11 protein-coding genes are annotated in these 14023 nt (G+C 60.5%); 2 read left to right on the top strand and 9 right to left on the bottom strand.

Annotation, left to right across the window (positions count from 1 at the left end):
- Positions 1 to 30: 30 nt before the first annotated feature.
- Together BMW74_RS11600 and BMW74_RS11595 are read right to left on the bottom strand one after the other, a co-directional pair.
- Positions 31 to 333, bottom strand: a complete 303-nt coding sequence (locus BMW74_RS11600) for a chaperone modulator CbpM (protein WP_093419109.1) — start codon at positions 331 to 333, stop codon at positions 31 to 33.
- Positions 334 to 373: 40 nt separating this feature from the next.
- Positions 374 to 1318, bottom strand: a complete 945-nt coding sequence (locus tag BMW74_RS11595) for a DnaJ C-terminal domain-containing protein (protein ID WP_093419106.1) — start codon at positions 1316 to 1318, stop codon at positions 374 to 376.
- Positions 1319 to 1615: 297 nt separating this feature from the next.
- On the opposite strand from BMW74_RS11595, the gene BMW74_RS11590 reads away from it, so the two are divergent.
- Positions 1616 to 2890, top strand: a complete 1275-nt coding sequence (locus BMW74_RS11590) for an Hsp70 family protein (RefSeq protein WP_093419103.1) — start codon at positions 1616 to 1618, stop codon at positions 2888 to 2890.
- 144 nt (positions 2891 to 3034) lie between these two features.
- On the opposite strand, the gene BMW74_RS11585 is transcribed toward BMW74_RS11590, so the two are convergent.
- The 4 genes from BMW74_RS11585 to BMW74_RS11570 all read right to left on the bottom strand — a co-directional run bounded on the left by BMW74_RS11585 (position 3035) and on the right by BMW74_RS11570 (position 10092).
- The gene (locus BMW74_RS11585) at positions 3035 to 4048 is read right to left on the bottom strand and encodes an AI-2E family transporter (protein WP_093419081.1); all 1014 of its coding nucleotides are present in this window, start codon (positions 4046 to 4048) and stop codon (positions 3035 to 3037) included.
- Positions 4049 to 4274: 226 nt separating this feature from the next.
- Complete coding sequence (locus BMW74_RS11580) at positions 4275 to 4577, bottom strand: PsiF family protein (protein WP_093419078.1); 303 nt, start codon at positions 4575 to 4577, stop codon at positions 4275 to 4277.
- 132 nt (positions 4578 to 4709) lie between these two features.
- Entirely contained in the window at positions 4710 to 8990 is a 4281-nt protein-coding gene (locus BMW74_RS11575) for a dermonecrotic toxin domain-containing protein (RefSeq protein ID WP_256562557.1), read from the bottom strand.
- A gap of 319 nt (positions 8991 to 9309) precedes the next feature.
- The gene (locus BMW74_RS11570; protein ID WP_093419075.1) at positions 9310 to 10092 is read right to left on the bottom strand and encodes an AraC family transcriptional regulator; all 783 of its coding nucleotides are present in this window, start codon (positions 10090 to 10092) and stop codon (positions 9310 to 9312) included.
- Between the two features lie 95 nt (positions 10093 to 10187).
- On the opposite strand from BMW74_RS11570, the gene BMW74_RS11565 reads away from it, so the two are divergent.
- The gene (locus BMW74_RS11565; RefSeq protein ID WP_093419072.1) at positions 10188 to 11075 is read left to right on the top strand and encodes a DMT family transporter; all 888 of its coding nucleotides are present in this window, start codon (positions 10188 to 10190) and stop codon (positions 11073 to 11075) included.
- 116 nt (positions 11076 to 11191) lie between these two features.
- On the opposite strand, the gene BMW74_RS11560 is transcribed toward BMW74_RS11565, so the two are convergent.
- From BMW74_RS11560 to BMW74_RS11550, 3 genes are all read right to left on the bottom strand, one after another.
- Entirely contained in the window at positions 11192 to 12082 is an 891-nt protein-coding gene (locus BMW74_RS11560) for an esterase/lipase family protein (protein WP_093419067.1), read from the bottom strand.
- Between the two features lie 122 nt (positions 12083 to 12204).
- A complete protein-coding gene (locus BMW74_RS11555) occupies positions 12205 to 12951 on the bottom strand; it encodes a hypothetical protein (RefSeq protein WP_093419057.1) in 747 nt (248 codons plus the stop codon).
- A 71-nt stretch (positions 12952 to 13022) separates the two neighbouring features.
- Positions 13023 to 13841 carry a hypothetical protein gene (locus tag BMW74_RS11550; protein WP_139208402.1) on the bottom strand — a complete coding sequence of 273 codons (819 nt, stop codon included), beginning with the start codon at positions 13839 to 13841 and terminating at the stop codon, positions 13023 to 13025.
- Positions 13842 to 14023 lie beyond the last annotated feature (182 nt).

The following is a 14023-nucleotide window of genomic DNA, read 5'->3' as shown; positions in this document are numbered from 1 at the left end:
ACGCGTGTTTCTTCGATATCGGGACGCCCCCTACCCCACCAATCGCCCCAGGCGCTGCTTGAGCATCTGGTTCTCGGCGCGCAGGTGCTGCACTTCTTCAAGCAGGTCCAGCGCCAGGGCGACGCCTTCCCATTCCAGTTCCAGGTCCTGGCGCAGCTTGGCCGCGCGTTTGGCGAGCGCCAGCTCAACATCGTTGAAGCGCCAGTCTCCGGGCGCGGTGCCCTGAGGTTCGAGGATCCCGTGTTCGACGATCTCGATCACGTAGAGGTCTGGTAGTTGGCTCGCCTCGCAGAATTGGGCCATATCCAGTTGAACGATCAGGGGACTGCTCATACTCGGTCACTCCAGGGTTCTGGAACTCAAATGTATTCGATCAAAAGTGCTCGCGCGGGTTGAACGCGGCCTTGTTGGCCAGTTCCTGCCACAGCGCCTTGACCTCCTCGTCGCCGCTCTTGGGCATGACGGCCTTGAGCTGCACGAACAGGTTGCCGCGCTCGCCGGCCTTGTTCAGCAGGCCGTGGCCCTTGGCGCGCATGCGCTGGCCGTTCTGGCTGCCGGCCGGGACTTTGAGGTTGATCTTGCCCGTCAGGGTCGGCACGGCCACCTCGGTGCCCAGCGCCAGTTCCCACGGCGCCAGCGGCAAGGTGATGATCAGGTCCTGGCCTTCGACGTCGAACTTGGGGTGCGGCGCAAAGCGAATGGTCAGGTACAGGTCGCCACTGGCACCGCCACCGATACCCGGTGCGCCCTGGCCCTTGAGGCGGATGCGCTCGCCATCGGTCACGCCCGCCGGGATCTTCACGTTCAGGCTCTTGGTGGTGTTGCTGACGTGCTGGCCCGCTGCGTTGTACTGCGGCACCTGGAAGCTGATCTTCTTCGACTCGTTGGCCAGGCTCTCTTCGAGGAAGATCGGCAGCTCCATTTCCACGTCTTGTCCCCGTCGACCGGCACTGCGGCCTGACTGTCCGCCACCAAAGCCCGGGCCACGGTTACCGAAGATCGAACTGAAGAAGTCCGAGAAGTCGCCGGTGTCCTGGCCACCGCCACCAAAGCCGCCACGGCTCTGCCAGCCCGGTGGGCCCTGGAACGGTTGGCCATGCTGGCCGTATTTGCGCAGGTCGTCGTACTCGGCGCGCTTGTCGGCGCTTTTCAGCGCTTCATAGGCTTCCGAGGCGTCCTTGAATTTTTCCTCGGCGTCCTTTTCCTTGCTGACGTCAGGGTGGTATTTACGGGCCAGCTTGCGATAGGCGGCCTTGATCGTCTTGTCGTCAGCCGTCGGTTCCACGCCGAGAATCTTGTAATAGTCTTTGAAGTCCATCGCTCGAGTCACCATCCGTTATCGATATCGTGCCACGGGCCGGCATGCACCTGTGGGTGGCAGCCAGCTTGTCCGATCGCAAGGTTGTGATCGGGTCGCACGTAAGAAGTTTATCGGCAGCCGGGAAGCGAATCTGATGCGTCGCGCGCGTGGCTGCCAGCCATGCCTGTAAGTTTGGGGGGAAAGGATAGTCTTTCAAGTCACCCATCACCTTGAATTTAGCGGATAACCGGCCTTCGATTCTGTGGCGTCGTGACATACACTGCGCGGCCGTTTTTTAACCGGAACTTGAAAGACATGAAAAACGCCTCCCCGGCCCGTGCCTGCGGCATCGACTTCGGCACGTCCAACTCCACCGTCGGCTGGCTGCGCCCTGGCATGGAAACGCTGATTGCGCTGGAGGATGACAAGATCACCCTGCCGTCGGTGGTCTTCTTCAACATCGAAGAGCGCCGCCCGGTGTACGGCCGCCTGGCGCTACACGAGTACCTGGAAGGCTATGAAGGGCGCCTGATGCGCTCGCTCAAAAGCCTGCTGGGTTCCAAGCTGATCAAGCACGACACCAGCGTGCTGGGCACGGCAATGCCCTTCAAGGACCTGTTGGGGCTGTTCATCGGCCAGTTGAAGCAGCGTGCCGAAGCCACCGCTGGTCGGGAGTTCGAGGAAGTGGTGCTGGGCCGCCCGGTGTTCTTCGTCGATGACGACCCGATGGCCGACAAGGAAGCCGAAGATACCCTGGTGGACGTGGCGCGGGCCATTGGCTTCAAGGACGTGTCGTTCCAGTACGAGCCTATCGCGGCGGCCTTCGACTACGAGTCGACCATCGAGAAAGAAGAGTTGGTGCTGATCGTCGACATCGGCGGTGGTACGTCCGACTTCTCCCTGGTGCGCCTGTCGCCCGAGCGCCGCGACCTCGACCATCGCCAGGATGACATCCTCGCCACCGGCGGCGTCCACGTCGGCGGGACCGACTTCGACAAGCAACTGAGCCTGCAGGGTGTGATGCCGTTGTTCGGCTACGGCAGCCGGATGAAGAGCGGCGCCTACATGCCGACCAGCCACCACATGAACCTGGCGACCTGGCACACCATCAACGCGGTGTACGCGCAAAAGTCCAAGATTGCCCTGGGCAGCATGCGCTATGACATCGAGGACACGGGCGGCATCGATCGCCTGTTCAAGCTGATTGAAGAGCGCGCCGGGCACTGGCTGGCGATGGAAGTCGAGGAAACCAAGATCCAACTGACCCACGCCGACAACCGCCACCTGCTGCTGGATCGCATCGAACCGGGCTTGAGCGTGGAGTTGAGCCGCGCGCTGTTCGAATCGGCCATCGACGGCTTGCTCGAGCGCGTGCGCAACAGCGTGAACCAGTTGCTCATCGACGCCAACGTGCGGGTCGATCAAGTGGACACGGTGTTCTTCACCGGCGGTTCAAGCGGTATCCCGGCGCTGCGCAACAGCGTCTCGGCGATGCTGCCCAACGCCCGCCACGTGGAAGGCAACATCTTCGGCAGCATCGGCAGCGGCCTGGCGATCGAAGCCATGCGCCGGTACGGGCCGCAGGAGTGATCTGACATCTGCGGCGCGGCCTTCGCGAGCAAGCCCGCTCCCACACTGGATCTCCTGTGCACACAATAGGTGTGAACACTACCGATCAATTGTGGGAGCGGGCTTGCTCGCGAAGGGGCCCTATCAGCCGATACAAACCCCGAATCAAACCATCCCCGCCTGCTTCAACTCACTCTTCAAATACGCGTAGTAAATCGGCCCTGCCACCACCCCCGGCAGGCCGAACGCGGCTTCGAACACCAGCATCGCCAGCAGCAACTCCCACGACTTGGCACTGATCTGCCCACCGACGATCCGCGCATTGAGGAAGTACTCAAGCTTGTGGATAACGATCAGGTAGCCCAGCGCCGCCACCGCCACCCAGATCGACAGCGACAGGCCGACGATGGTGATCAGGGTGTTGGAGATCAGGTTGCCAATCACCGGCAGCAACCCCAGCAGGAAGGTCAGCACGATCAGGGTCTTGGTCAGCGGCAGGTGAATGCCGAACATCGGCAGGACCACGGCCAGGAAGATCCCGGTAAAAAAGGTGTTGAGCAGGGAGATCTTGATCTGGGCGAAGACGATGTTGCGAAACGCCTGGACCAGCAGGTGCAAGCGATCGAACAGCGCAGCGGCCAGGGGTTTGCGCTTGGTCACGTCCGGGACGCGCTGCAAGGCGATGATCGCCCCCAGCACCATGCCGATCAGCAGGGTGACGAACATGTGCGCGGCGTCTTTGCCCACCAACTGCAGGTCGCTCAGGTGCTTGCTCAGCCATTCGCCGATGGCCAGGCGAAACTCAGCCGCGCTGGCCGGCAGGTACGCATCGAGGAACGGCGGCAACTGGCCTCGCGCCTTGTCCACCACGCCCATGAACTTGTCCAGGGACGCCCCGGGGTTTTCCGCCTCGTGCAGCAGAAAGCTGATGGCCCCGGCAAAGACCAGCGCCAATGCACTGACCACCAGCGTGCCGAGCAACGCCACGGCCAGCCAGCGGGCACGCCGCCCTTCGATCAGTCGTTGCAGTTGCGGGGTGAGCATGTTGACCAGCTCGAACACCAACAACCCGGCCAGCAGGCTGGGCAACAACCGCAGTGGCAGCACCAGCAGCAAGCCGCCAAAAATAATCACCCAACTGACGACCAGCAACACATGACGCTCTGAAAACGTTGGCATACAGCCTCAAAACATACGGCGCGAAAGGATTGGCAGTCTGCCAGCGTTCCCGTGTGAGCACTAGGGATTCAAGTCGTGCGTTGTCTGGACCGGCCGCTTCGCGGGCAAGACCGCTCCCACGCTGGGCCGGTGCCAGACACAAAAACGTGCCCCAGCCAGGGCCCCTGTGGGAGCGGGCCTGCCCGCGAAGGGGCCCGCCCATTCAACAGGCACTGGGCGACATGGATTACTTTTTCAGGCAGGTGCTCATAAAGGTTTTACGCGCATCGCCGGCCAGCGCCTGGGTCTTGGCCGTGGCGTTACAGTCTTTCATCTTCTGTTGCTGTGGGGTCAGGACCTTGGCGTCATTGGCGGCCGGGGCGGCCTTGAGGCAGGTGCTCATGAACGCTTTGCGTTCGTCGCCCTTGAGCGCCTTGGTGGTGGCGTCAGCGTTGCAGGTGGTCATCTTGTTCTGTTGCGCCGTGGCGGCGAAGCCTTGGGAGCACAGCAGCAGGCCCATCATCAACAGCGGGATGCGCAACATCTTCATGGAGTCGTCTCCTGGTTGCCACGCCGAGGGGTGTGGCTTATCCAGCAGTGTAGACAAAACCTGTTACATCCAGACATCGAAAAACACCGGGCGGCGCACTCAACGAGCGGGCCGCCCCGGTTTCACCCTGTACTACACGGGTTTGATCGCTGCAAAGTAATGCTCATAAGCCTCGATTCGTCGCTCGATCAGCGCCATGTCGAGCCGCTCGAACGACACCTGCGGTTGCCCCGGCTCGGCATAAGCCACCCCCAGTTCCTTCAACGACGTCCATTGGACATAGCCGCCCTTGAGGTGCAGCTTGGGGATCTTGATCGCCCGCAGGACGGTGTCGTCCGAGCCCCGAGGCGGCGTCGACGCGGGGCCGGGCGGTGCGTCGTCGATGAACCGATACGCGTCGATGGCAGGCCCAGGGTCGAGGCTCACCACCGGCTCCGGATCGAAGGAGAAGTACCCTTCGCTGGACAGGTGCGCGACGGGGAACTCCGGCCAGGAATCCGCTACGACCAACTGCTCGGGCTGGCTCAGGTCGCCGATGACTACGTATTGATGGTCAAAATCGGAGGCCCTGACGATATGGATCGCGGCCGTCCTGGGCTCGCTGGCCAAAATCGAGAACGTCACTTTCGAGTTTTCCGAGCAGTTGCCGCCCTTGATCTCGATCGCCGCCTGGGCCGCTTCGGCAATGCTCAGCTCGGCCGTGGGCAAGCCGGTGACCAGGTCGACCTTCCTGAGGTGCTTCAGCTTGGCGATGGCCGAGCCCCCCTTCTCCCAGATACTCGGCAGCTGGTTGCCGGACAGGGGCAAAAGCTCCTTGCTGCGCGTGATGGCGCGCTGTGCCTGCTGCAAGTTGACCATCACCTGCGGCTCCACGGCGATGACTTTACCCACCGCCGGCGGGGTCTCGCCTATCACACTGGCATAGTGGTACAAGTCTGCACTGGCATTCACCGCCGGCTCACCCGTCGTCGCCCCTTGCCGCCACGCGGCGTATTCCTCGGCACGCCCGGTCTTCTCCAGGTAACGCGCGGTCATCGCCCATTCCCGGGTGTCACTGGACAGGGGCATCGGCTGTTGCTCGAACATCTCGTCCAGCAGCTCGAAGAACGACTCCGGCGACAACAGCCGGTTCAAGTCGGGGAGCAGCTCGACGCTTTGTCGCAACTGTGCCAACGCCAACGGATTGCCGGCCAGGTCGTGGAACGACCACTCCAGCGCATAGAACCCCTGAATCGAAAAACGCTCGTGTATCAACCCAAGCCCATCCAGGTAGTTGGCCCTGACCTCGGCGGGCACCGGGGCACCTCCATAGGCATAAAACAGCAGGTTGTCCCAGGATTGCTGGAGGCTGTCGAGCACTTGCACCGGCGCCCCACCTCGCAGGCGAAGCAGGCGCGGATCATAGGCCGGAGGCGGCGGGGCCGGGTGACGACCAAGGATGCCCGGCAGTTGCTCACGCGCCAGCAGGTGTTCACGCACGGCTGACTTGAACCCCTGCACCTCATCGGCGCGCAGGTTCAAGCCCCTGAGTTCGGCTGGCGGCAACGCACGCAAAATCGCCTCGTGGAAGTCCGCGGTCACCCCCAGGGTGTTGCCCTGCTCATCGCAGACCGTGAAGCGCTGGTCCGCCTCCGCGACAATCGTGCGCGTAAGCCGGGCATCCGCCCCGCCAATGCGGTCCATCAGCCAACCATCGCGCTCGTAGTGCCGCACCTCGATGCGGATGTCCGCGGGCCAGCCCGGCAGGTTTTCCAGCGAGTGCAGGACCAGCTTGTCGGTATCGAAACTCTCGACCGAGCTCAGGTAGACCCCTTCATACGCACGAGCCACCCGGACTTCATCCAGTGCATAGGACGCCAACCCCTTGAGGCGAGGCGGCAGATAATCCTGGCTGAGCGCCTGCAGCTCCTCGGCGCTGGCCAGCTCCAGCAACTCTGCCGCAACGACCCCCGGCAGCCCGGGCACGTGGGCGCACACGGTTTGCACCCGCGCGCCCCACCGGGCTTCGTGTTCGGCGTAGCGGCGCTCGAACAATTCAGTACGACGACGCCTGGCCCGCCGCGCCAGCTCGGCCCGAAGTAGCTGGGCATGGTGCTGATTGGTGGTCACCGTTGCGCCGAGTTCACGCTCCATCAAGTGCTGGGTCTGCCCTTCGTCCAGGTGTGTGAGCAAGGTTCTGAGCACGTCGTTCTCGACCAGGCTGTCTTCATATATCCGCTGCGCCGGAACGTCGGCCGAGCCGATTTCCCCGCGCACCGTTTGGCCATCGCGCGCGATCAGTTGCACGCGCGTTTCAGCGGGCCACAGGCCATCGAGCAACTGCAGTTGCATCAGGGCGTCGGCTTGCAGGAACTGCTCGGGGCGCTCGCTCGCCAGTTGCGTGATGAAGGCCTGGACCTGCTGATCGATGCGCAGTCGCGTCACCGTATCGCTGAGCAACGGCAGGGGTGGTTCATTGTTGAGGTACATCCGGCGCAGCGCCTGGACCGAAGCATCGCTGATCAGGCGCAGGTCGTCGAACGAATCGCCCAAGCCCTCCACTGAAGGCCCCAGCCTGGCCATCAGTGTGCGCTCATCCCATTGCGCGGGCCGTTCACCTTCGATCACGAAGGCACCGGCGTTGTTGCTTTGGACCGCTGGCTGATACGCCTCTGGCCGGGAGGGGTGCAGCACGCGATGCAGCTCACTGTGCGGGTCCTTTTGCAGTGCGTAGTGCCGCTCGTCCACGCGTAGGACCGGTTTGCCCTGGTGCTGGTGCAGCCACTGGGCGTCCGGCTTCGAATCGGCGGGCAGCCCCAGGCCCTTGTGCTCGTAGGGACGCAGGTCGCGCGTCCACAGGCGCTGTTTGCCGTTGGCCAGGGTGACGGGCTGCGCGCCCTCGATCAACGGTGACAGGCGGGCAACCACTTGCGTGCCTACCGCGACGGCACCGCCAAAGGCCGCCAGTTGCGCCAGGCTCTGGACCACACTGAGCAGGCTGTCGCTGGCTTCCAGGTACTCTCCCCAGGAAAAATCCATCACCCCTTCAATGACCTCGCTGGCGAGTTGGTACGCGGTGTAGGCCAGCATCAGTTCGCCCAGGAACGGCACAAACGGTGTCACCACCAACAGCGCCACATTGAAGACCTCGAGCAACATGCCTTCAAGGTTGTCGATCCACGCCCAGTAGGCGTCGCTGTCGGCATCGGCCGTGGAAATGGCCAGTTCGCGCGCGTCATTGAGGATCTTGTTTTGCTGCTCCTCGTAGAGATAGACCCATAGGTTGCCCTGGAAGTGATGACCGTTTTCGTCCCGGAACGGTATGGCGCTGTAGTGCAAGCTGGGATGGTCTACCGGGGTGGCGCGCCAACTGGGCAAATCGACCCCGGGCTCCTGCTCGTGCCAGGTCACACGGTTCAGGCGCTGGTTCAGGTCGGCAAAAAAATACCCACGCTTTTTATGTTCAATGAAGCGGCTGAAAAACTGTTGGTAGCTGGGACCGCCCGATTGCCCGGCCCGGACATCGCGCAGTTGTCGTGTCAACTCGCTCAAAAACGCATCCGCGCTGGGGTATTCCTTCAGCGGATGCTCGGGGTCATGCGGCACATAGGCAATGATTCGGCGCACACCGCGGGCACGCGCATCCACATCAGGGCCGATCAGGACAATGCCGGTCAAGCGCGTGTCCATCATCGTCAGGTGATGAAACCGCACGGCTTTGCCGTCCAGCGTCAGCCCTTTGACCCCCTGGATAATGCCTTGCATGAGCCGGTAGGCATCCGGGCCGATGTCCTTTTTGACCAGGGCTATTTGCAGGGCGGCGGCGAGCGCCGTTTTCTGGCTATGGATAATTCGGTGTTCCAGTACGCCTTGGGCCAGGCCATTGGCGGGCAGCAGGTAGTTCTCCAGGTAAGTGCGATAGCGGGCGCCGATATCCAGTTCACGGCAGAGGTTCTTGAACTGCTCGATGGACATCTTGTCCCGTGTGTTTTTTATTGCAAAGCGTCCACGGGCATCCGGCCGAGTTATAAACTCCGAGCCTTCAAGAAATGTTTCCGAACTGGAGAAGTTATGCAACGCCGCATCCAGCAGAGAAACCGTCCGACTGCGCGCCCCCCTGACAATATCGAAGGACCACGAACGACGACTGGCAGAGGTATATAACTTGACGAATGTTTCCCTGATATCGTCTTCAACGCCATATTGTTGTTTCAACGCATGCCGAAGTAGGGGCTCGGCAAACCCATAGGCATCTTTCAAGCCGGCGAACATCTTGTCGACATCATTCTGCGCCGACCAACTGTTCTCGATGGCTTGCGCCAGGCCTAGATGCTCCGCTGGGGAGGCGTTTCGTGCCCATTCTGGAATGGACGCCGCCCTGGCCCTCAACGCTTCGAGCCGATCCACGTGCGCACGGATCAGCCAGTCAGGCACTGCACTTTCTATCAACGCGTGATGCGCACTCACGGGGGGGGCTTGAGTCGCCGACAAACTATCTTCCGGTCTAGATAACATTGATGAAGCCTCGTACGAAATAATTAAGTCATCTACCGATCCTTCATTAACTTTCGCTGACAGACCTTTAACAACTTATCTGCGCGTCAACTAACAACAGTAGATCCCTTAAAAAGCGTACAGCGACATGCCCGCTGAAAATAAAACCTAATTCGCCTTAAATCGTACGAAACTTCCCGGCGACACTCCGAATTCATCCCCCCGCGATACCACTTAACTCACCGAGTATCGCCATTACTCAAAGAAACTTATGCCGGCGATACTGCTCTGGCGTACACCTCGCCTGGCGTACAAACATGGCGATAAACGCCGACGACGTGCTGTAGCCCATGTCGAATGCGATTTCCTGGATGCTGCGTGTGCTGTCCAACGCCTCGATCGACGCCACAAAGCGCAGGCGCTGACGCCATTCGCCGAAGCTCATGCCCAGTTCCCGGACAAATTGCCGGGCCAGGGTCCGCTCGCTGACGTGGATGCGCTCGGCCCAGTGCGCCAGGGGCCGGTTGTCACCCGGGGCGGCCTGCAGGGCTTCGAGGATGCCGAGCAACCCCGCGCTGTGGGCATACGGCAGGTAGCACTCATGCACCGGGGCTTGCTGGAGTTGATCCACCAGCACCTGCGCCAGGCGCACGTCGGCGTCGCGCTCGGGGATCTTCACGTCGCGAGCGGCGAAGTCCTTGAGGATCGCCTTGAGGATGTCACTGATCGCCAGGGTGCAGGCGTGCGGCGGCAAATCGCGGCAGATCGGCGGGGCCAGGCAGACCGCTCGATAATGGATCGGCTGGGCACTGTAGAAACTATGCTCAGTGCGCGGCGGAACCCACAGGGCATACTGCGGCGGGGACATAAAGCGGCGACCGCCGATGTCCATGCGCAGCACACCGTGGGCCGAGTACTCCAGGGTGCCCCATGGGTGGCGGTGCGCCGGGGCGAAGCGGTGCGCATCGAAGTCGGCATAGCGAAAATACACCGGGGCCGGCAGTTCACTGAACTCCAGCAGGTCAATGTGTTGGCGGGTCATGTTGTCCGGATAGCGAGGCCATTTGTCTGGAACAAAGTATAGGCTTTGATCCAGACAGAGGATAATCCCCCTTCATTAACGTTCAGGTTTACCCCATGCAATACGCTTATCCGCTGCTGGCCATCTTCATTTGGGCTGGCAACACCGTGATCACCAAGATGTCGGCCGGGGTGATCTTCCCCGCCGAGATCGGTTTCTACCGCTGGCTGCTCGCCGGCCTGCTGTTCACCCCCTTCATGCTCAAGCCCGTCATCAGCCATTGGCCCAGGATTGCCCCCAACCTGGGCAAGATCTTTATCCTCGGCGTGCTCGGCATGGCGGTGTATCAAAGCCTGGCGTACTTCGCCGCCAACCTGACCTCGGCCACCAACATGGGCATCATCCTGTCGCTGATGCCGTTGATGTCGCTGGCCATGGCGATCATCAGCCTCGGTCAGCGCCTGACCGCCGGGGCTCTGGTCGGTGCGGTGCTGTCGTTCAGCGGCGTGCTGGTCGTCGTTTCCTCCGGCAGCCTGGCGGCGTTGCTGGAGCACGGGGTCAACCTGGGTGACGCGATGATGTTGATCGCCACCCTGGCGTATGCGATCTACAGCACGCTGCTGAAAAAATGGCAGCTGCGCCTGCCGCCCCTGGTGCTGTTGTACTTGCAGGTGCTGGTGGCGGTGGTGGTGCTGTTCCCGCTGTTCGTCTTCTCGCCCAAGGTCGGGCCGACCCTGCAGAACATTCCGCTGGTGCTCTATGCCTGCCTCCTGGCGTCGATGATCGCCCCGCTGGCCTGGATGCAGGCCGTGGTGCGCCTGGGCCCGAGCCGCACCACCCAGTTCTTCAACCTGCTGCCGGTGATGACCGCGCTGATTGCCGCGCTGGTGCTGCATGAGCAGTTGGCGTGGTTTCATCTGGTGGGCGGGATGCTGACGCTGGGCGGGGTGATCGTGTCGGAGCGTTGGACTACCGTGCTGGGCCGTAAGGTCAGTATTGCCTGATCGGAGGCGTTCGCCGGCAAGCCGGTCTCGTCCCCACAGGAGATGATGTGTACGACACGCATCCAATGTGGGAGCGAGCCTGCTCGCGAAGAACGATGATGCGGTCGCTGTGAGGTTCAGACCCCCGCCGCCTTCAACCGCAGCGCATGCTCGACAAACAGGCGCACCGGATCAGCGCCCTTGCCCACCAAGCCCAGCGACTGATTGACGATGTCCAGATGGTCCAGCGGGTAGTCGTCGCCGATCACCGTGCCCAGGTGCGAGCTGTAGCGCCCGACCATGCCATCACACTGCCCCACCTCGCGCACGAAGGTCCTGGCGAACCACTGGCAGCTACGGTTGCTGACGTCGAACCGGTTGCCGCCACGGTCAGTCTTGCCCGGCTGCAAAGTGCCGGACCAGGAGTAATAGCGCACACCCTCGACCGATTCCGGCCCGTGGCCACCCCAGGTTGGCGGCAAGCCCTGTGGATAACCATGATTGAACAACGCCACGCCGTGGGTGGTCAGCGCGTGGTGCGAGGCACGCACATCCACCGGCCACCCGCGTCGTCGATGGCCGGTTTCCAGCACCCCCATCAACCCGGCAAGCCCCTGCAGCACCGCGCCCAATACCCGGCCCCGCACGCTGCCATGCGGGTAGCGTTCTAGCAAATAGTCCGCCAGCTCCGAGCCCTGATTGGGGCCTGCCACCGACGTCACCGAGGCCACCAGGTCCGGGCGCTTGGCGGCGGCGTAGCGGGCGGTCAGCGCGCCCTGGCTATGGCCGATCAGATTGACCTTGGCGACTCCGGTCTCACGCACGATCGCCTCGATCTGCTGCAACAGCTGTTCACCACGCACCTCGTTTGCATTGAGCGGCGACACCTGCACCGCAAACACCACGGCCCCACCCCGACGCAACGCAGGAATGATCCCGTACCAGTACGGGTACAACAGCAGGCGGACGAAACCGAACCAGCCGGGGACCAGCACCAGCGGGTAGCGTGTGGCAGTGTCTTGCGACATAGGTCAACAACCTTGTGATCCGTGAGAAGTCAGGAGCGAGAAACAAGGGGTCGGTCACCCGCATCGCAATCACACATGACACCGTCGCGACAAGTCGATGCCCCCTGTCCATGCCCGCGACACTAGTCGTGCAAATCTTCACGCTTATCTGCGACACATTCCGAGCACAGATCAATGATTCGCTCATCCGTCATATCCGCAAGTGCCTCGAGTACTTTCTCGCGAATTTTACTTCTCTCATACCCGCGCTTATCCAACGAGTACTGCGCCACCTCAACACTGACCTTGCCGACGATATCCTGGCCCGCAAACGCCTGATTGAGAAAATCATCCGCAACCGCTTCAGACGTTTTGAAATAGATAAGGATCGAGTAAGTCACCAGTTCCGCAACCAGTAAATTAATCTGCAGCACAATCGTTGAGCACTGAGCACTCGTTTTGTTCTCTGCCTCTCCCTCGGTCTCCGCACCATCGTTAGACACTGCGCTTTCCCGAAACATCGCCCAAGCGTCCTGCGTAGCCGATGTTTGTTCAATACGCGCCAGCACCTGCCCAAATGGCTTAGCCAAGCTCGCCCCAAACACGTCAGAGACACTTTTTTTAAGCAGTTCAATTAACACCACGGTCTCTTTGCGTCCCGGCACTACATCAACGCTTCGGTAACGACTACGACTCCATTTCAGGTTAATCATCGACTTGGTGTAATGTCCCCCCCAGCGTTCCGTATCGACAAACTTGTTCTGCATGGCGTTCGCATACCCCCCGGAGAAAAGCAGCGAATTCAGTGCATCACTCTTCCACGGCTGCGACACATCAGCCGAAACAGACAACAGACTGCCGGCCATCAGCAAAAGATCATCCTTGTGCATTTTAATTCTCCGTACAACCCACTCTGAACGCGGACTACCCTTCGAGCAATCCGCTTCAAATACTTAATCAATCAAGCTTTTTTTGGAAGTTTGGCGCCCTTGAAAAACGCCTCGCTGTCCATATCAAGTGCCTCATGTATAAACTCTCGATTACGCTCATGTAGGCGCATATTGAGTTCTACCATGGCGGCGGCTTTTTTCATTTTGATCGAACTTACGTTCCACTTCCAAAACCAGGCACCCCCCTGCTGCGTACTCAGCTCGCAATCCATCGCCAGCAAAGAGGTGATCGCAGTGCCCTTGGCAGACTGCAAGCAGGGTAAAATCCTGAAGTCAGCCGACTTACCGTTCTTACTATTATTATCAAACAAAGTAACCAGCTCACCATCGGACTTCATTGTATCAAAAGCACTGCCCAACAAACTCAGCATCGCGGGTGCGTTCCTTCCCGCGACAGCCTTGATGACGTCCATCACAACGACGTCCATCGTTATATTGGTTCTTCTTTCCACATGTTCCATATACTTATAACTTGGCATGTACCAGCCACAATTCCTCATGGCGAGAGCGTATTTGTTATGCCAACCGATAGGGTCATTCTTTAGGTCGGCGTTACCCTCAGCGTAAAGTTCAGCGAAGGCCACACTGTCCATCGCCGCCTGTGAGTTTTCATCGGAAAGATTATCTGCAAACGCCACGCCCACCGGGGCATCTTTTCCCAACAGCAGATCCGGGTCGTCAACCTTGTCCTCCTGAGTGGAACTAAATCTGCTAATTTGCGGCTTTTTGGGTGCGAGCACGAGCGTGTCAAAAAAGGCCCGACTTTCGTCGGCAGTAGGCATTAAAATTTCCATATGAATTCTCTTAATTAAGTGGCTATTGACTTTCAATTCCAGCCTCTTGGCTGGCACTGTTAATTTAGCCACTCCCCCCTACATGTTCCACCCGACATATATGACATACCATTACCAAAGAACGCCATCTACCTGAACAACTCCAAACTAACAAATAACAACTACCTACAACTTTCAGCGACACTTACTCGCACGCCCCATAATGAGAGAGCGAACAA

It is taken from the genome of Pseudomonas sp. ok272, assembly GCF_900109995.1.
Classification (GTDB): domain Bacteria; phylum Pseudomonadota; class Gammaproteobacteria; order Pseudomonadales; family Pseudomonadaceae; genus Aquipseudomonas.
The sequence above is the reverse complement of the archived record's forward strand: the minus strand, read 5'-3'. Positions and strand labels throughout refer to the sequence as shown.